This is a genomic window from Bradyrhizobium sp. Cp5.3 (genome assembly GCF_000426265.1).
In the GTDB taxonomy this organism is placed as follows: Bacteria; Pseudomonadota; Alphaproteobacteria; order Rhizobiales; family Xanthobacteraceae; genus Bradyrhizobium; species Bradyrhizobium neotropicale.
In genome coordinates this window covers 1-4,422 of the sequence record NZ_AUFA01000112.1, presented here as the reverse complement: position 1 = coordinate 4,422, position 4,422 = coordinate 1, and the positions used below count along the sequence as shown (strand labels likewise).

Here is a 4,422-nt window from a genome sequence, read left to right as displayed (position 1 = left end):
TCGTCGATCGCTCGCCTGTACCAACATCGCCGAGAACATGATGGGCACCATTCGCCGCGTCACGCGCAACGTCAAACGCTGGCGGGATGCCGGTATGGCCTTGCGATGGGTCGCGGCCGGCATGATCGAGGCCAACAAGGGCTTCCGACGATTGAAGGCGCATAAGCAATTGTCGGTTCTGCGTGCGGCTCTTCAAGCTCGCCACAATCGCATGACGATCAACCCCGTTGCCCACGTCACGAGGGCCGCGTAACATTCATTCCGGCAACGTCGGCCCGACCTAGTTCAACAGCGATCGGGACATCCCCTTACTCACTCCGAGCAGCAGCAATCTGTCGGACCGAGCTTCATCGCACGCATTGATTGCAGATTTATGACGACAAAAACGATGGTTGTGTCAAATAATACCGCCGGTGGTCTTGCTCAACACCGCAGCATCCAGCGCGCGCCGCCCTCCTTCGGCAGTTCCCGCCAACTCGATTTGGCAGCCTGGCCGGAGCGACGCGACTTGTAATGGTAGGTCGACCGGTCGAACTTGAGGGCTTCGCAAGCCTTACGCATCGAGACTCGCCACTCATCGCAAACCTCGTCGACCAGCTTGCGCTTCCGGCCAGGCTTCATAGCTTTCGGCGGATGGATCGAGCGTCGGATACTCATGATGTTCCCGTAACTCACGGGCGATCGGACCGAAGATTGGCACAGAATCATGGATGACGTAATCGAAACAAAAATGTGCAAGCGCTTTGCGCGCGCGACAGCTTTCCCGATTTTGATCTCACGTTTATGTCAGGGACTCTGGGAGGCGCACGCTGGCAACCCCTCGTGCAACTAGGCCCGGCAATGAATGTTCCGGGAGAAGATAATCGCCGGGCCCACTGCAGAGTGGTCCAATCACTGAGAGCGCTAGACGGCGGGCAAGGCATTGGCCAGCTCTCTCCACGGCTCCCGACTTCGATCCCCCGAAGAGCAAAAACGCCGCCCGCCAAGCGATTTCGACTTGCACTTCTGATCCCGTTTCCTGAACCAATAAGTAACTCTCACCAATGGTGTCGTCGGCTGATCCAAAGTCGATCTCTGTGCCAACCCAACACGGGTTTTGTGGGGCGGAACTACATTAAGCAGCGAAGCTGCGACCTCATCATCATCGGCCGTCGAACTATCGACAGTGCGAGCGCACCTCATTTTGATAACAACTTCCGGCCCGCCTCGAACGCTTCCTGATCTTTCGGGCCTGCAAGCTCCAACCAAGAGCCGGGTACATACGTGGCGATGACCTTGGCAAAGAACGATTGCGGCTCCCAATCTTGCCCTTCGCGCTTCTCGAAAATGACGACCCCGTCACGGGTGAAATAACTAGGCCCAGGAACATTGCAATCGACCGAAAGCTGAACGCGCCACAGGTCGCCCTCCGAAGTCTGTTGTTCGTCTACCTTTGGCGAGTAGTGCACTCCAACCGGTTCGCCGATAGTGCAACGGCCACGTCGCAGAAGATCGCCCAGCTTACCCTGCGCTGTGGTTACGAAGTTGAAGTTTGCCGGATTATACAAAAAGCGACGGTTCACACCGCTTTCGTCGCTTGTTACTTCGTCGGCGATCAGCGAGACTGCGAACGCCTGCCAGCCTAGTTCCATCGGTTTTGCATAGGGCACCACAATTTTCATTGTGCCATCGGGCGCCATCTCCCAGGTGACTGTATATTCTTCGTTTGTTTTATCGGTCCGGTGCTTGGCCCACGAAAAGATAACTGGCTCTCCCGAGTCGGTCTTTTGACCAACCTCCCATCCCCGGGGGATGAAGTGTGCCACCTTGGAGACCTTAGTGAAGATTTGCTCCGCTGTCTCACCATCCTGCGCTCGCCAAGTTGATTTAACCTTGTCGATAAGGGCGTTGTTTTCGGTGCGAACGCCGTCGCTCTTACCGCCCAGCTCGGCCGGCAAAATCAACCATACACCAAAGCCGATACAGAGACCGAGACAGAGACAGAACCAAAGCACGCGCCTATCGATCATTTTCCCTTACTCCACGTAGCTGAACGTAGCTGGCCCTTGTATCCGCATCAGATTGTATTTTGAGGCAGGCCCGCGAGGCACCTACCAGGATTGATTGGCATCCAAACCAATGCCACTCGCGCCGGATGGCTGGTAATCTGCGCGTGCGCCAACATTTTTCTGCGGAGCCCCCTCAAGGAGGTCTGTGGCTATTTGGTTGGCCCGTCTTTGAACGTACCGGTCGAATGACGCCTCGTGTTGCCGTGGGTATAAGGAAGCGATGCCATGGCTTGGCGACGAAACACAACTTGCCCAGAGCTGCGGTGTATTGACCCGGCCCGGCGTCCGCCCGCAGCGGTTTCGTTCTCGCCTGGCCCGGCGAACCGCCCCTGATGCCCCTGGAATTCCATCGTGCAGTCGAAGACATGGAGATATGGAGCGCAAGCAGCGACGACTATTCGTTCGTGATCAGCTTCCAGAGCCCCACTGGTCCAGGCTTTTTCGGAAGGTTGGGCTACGTCGCGTCTTGGCGTCCGCTCGACCCGAGCCGTGGCGCGATCAGGATTCTAGGTTCGCCCCTTCAAAGCTTCGCTGAGGCCGAGGACGCCTGTAACACCATGCTGACTTACCTCAAGGAAGAAACGGATTCCGCTCCCCCTGGAAAACGTGAGTTTCTCTAAATGCCGCAATCGCTCTACGTGCCGCCAAGGGTAGCCGTCCGCCATCAATCGAATTTCGTAAGGCGGTCGGGCGCCCACGCGACGACCCATGAGCCGTGCCTCTCTCAATCTCGGAGCATCTCGTTGAATTTTAGGCGACCAAGTGCTTTCGCGCTGAATGCCTCTTCGTAAGCTCCGGCGATTTCGATATCTGATCGTCCGCTGAAAGTACGCTGTTGTGTGTGCGTGTCGCGTTCTGCGTCGCCTCGTCCGCCCGCATTTTGCAATCAAGCTACAGGCGCCGAATATTCCCCAGCCCTCTCTAAAGCGGGCGCCGACGACAAACCTCTCTGCCTTCTAAGCTGTCATTCGCTGGCCCTGACCAGATTTGGGTCCGCCGTTATGATGGTATGATGATCCCATCTAGGGTTCTTCGATCCGAAAATACGTTTGCGTGATGTGCGTCGACGTAAGTTGGTAACCTTGTGTTCTGGCCTCCGAAATATCGGCCAGGCGTCGATCAGAGGGGAGTGTAAGGCGAGAACTGATATTAAAATGAGGATACCTTCCCTTGATACGAGGATGGATTTCCGCCGCAACTTCCACATCTGATGATGAAACGTATCTCCCACCCCACCTTTCAATGATATGTTTGAGTGGGTGGGTGCGCGTCAAGAATCTCTTCGTCGTCGTCTGCGCATCGAGCCACTCGTATGCGATCCTGATGCAGTCGTCATGTTGGTGAATCTTCTCTTGTCCCTGATAGCGAACTCGCTTCTTGGCTTCCGCTATTTGCTCGGCGCTGAGCATACGTGGTGGCCTTGTTGGTTGCCTACCGCAAACACAGCGAATATTCGACGGCTCTGAGGCGCCCGGCGGCGTTCTTTTAGGCTTGGAGTCCTCCCGCCCGGATATCCGTATCTGCAATGAATACCACTGATCCCTACTCGGAATGACTACCGAAACTGGTAGGCTTCCCTGGCGGGCGCCCGCGACGCCCCGAGCGGAAACGTTGTACGGCTTACGTCTAGTGGCTCGTCACAGTGGTTTTGACGGTTTGATACCGAGCCAGTCTAGGATCGGTAAGTTTTCTGGTAGCACGAGGATTTCGATGCTTCTGGGGGCACCGGATTGACGGCGAATGAGGCCGTTGCGTTCGAGCGTGACAATCATCTGATGGACTGAGGGCGGGCTGACGCCGAAGTGGCGCTGCATATCGGTTTCGGCAGGCGGCCGTCCGAACATGTACGAGTAGGTATAGATGAAGGCCAGGTAGTGGCCCTGCTTTTCAGTAAAGTGGGCGGCGCCTGATTTTTGACTCATCGATCGATTCGTCCCGGGCCTCCGACAGGGAGGCGACGATGAATGTACGTTATCGGGTCGAGTTGAGCCACGCCGAGCGCGACGAACTGACTGCGATGCTGAGCGGAGGCAAGCATGCCGCCCGCAAACTCAAACGGGCGCAGATTTTGCTGGCAGCCGACGCCGGTAGCGGCGACGAGGAGATTGCCCGTACCGTCCGCGTAAGCGGTTCTACCGTCTATCGGACCAAGCGCCGCTTCGTGGAGGGCAATCTGGAACGGGCCTTGAGCGAGGAGCAGCGTCCCGGCGCGCAACGCAAGCTCAGCGGCAAGGAAGAGGCCCTGCTGGTGGCGACTGCATGCGCCAAGCCGCCTGCCGGCCGAAGGCGCTGGACGCTGGCGCTGCTGGCCGACGCGATGGTCAAGCTCACCGATCACGACAGCCTGTCGGGCGAGACCGTGCGTCGCCGGCTG

Annotated in this window: 4 protein-coding genes and 2 pseudogenes; 3 read left to right on the top strand and 3 right to left on the bottom strand. The window is 57.4% G+C overall.

Going from position 1 to position 4,422, the window contains the following annotated elements; translation table 11 throughout:
* Nucleotides 1-253: pseudogene (locus tag K289_RS0140530) on the top strand (IS256 family transposase); the annotation flags it as partial.
* A gap of 221 nt (nt 254-474) precedes the next feature.
* Here K289_RS0140530 and K289_RS52115 read toward each other — a convergent pair.
* Nucleotides 475-627 (bottom strand): annotated as a pseudogene (locus tag K289_RS52115) (IS3 family transposase); the annotation flags it as partial.
* 551 nt (nt 628-1,178) lie between these two features.
* Entirely contained in the window at nt 1,179-2,009 is an 831-nt protein-coding gene (locus K289_RS0140520) for a hypothetical protein (RefSeq protein ID WP_035688013.1), read from the bottom strand.
* 371 nt (nt 2,010-2,380) lie between these two features.
* On the opposite strand from K289_RS0140520, the gene K289_RS0140515 reads away from it, so the two are divergent.
* Complete coding sequence (locus K289_RS0140515; RefSeq protein ID WP_027556507.1) at nt 2,381-2,668, top strand: hypothetical protein; 288 nt, start codon at nt 2,381-2,383, stop codon at nt 2,666-2,668.
* Nucleotides 2,669-3,685: 1,017 nt separating this feature from the next.
* Here the strand turns inward: K289_RS0140515 and K289_RS47280 are convergent.
* Nucleotides 3,686-3,970, bottom strand: coding sequence for a LexA family transcriptional regulator (locus K289_RS47280; protein ID WP_035688010.1), 285 nt, complete (start codon nt 3,968-3,970; stop codon nt 3,686-3,688).
* Between the two features lie 38 nt (nt 3,971-4,008).
* Between K289_RS47280 and K289_RS0140500 the strand changes: the two genes are divergently transcribed.
* Nucleotides 4,009-4,422 (top strand): helix-turn-helix domain-containing protein (locus tag K289_RS0140500; protein WP_027556510.1); only part of this gene is annotated, 414 nt, incomplete at its 3' end.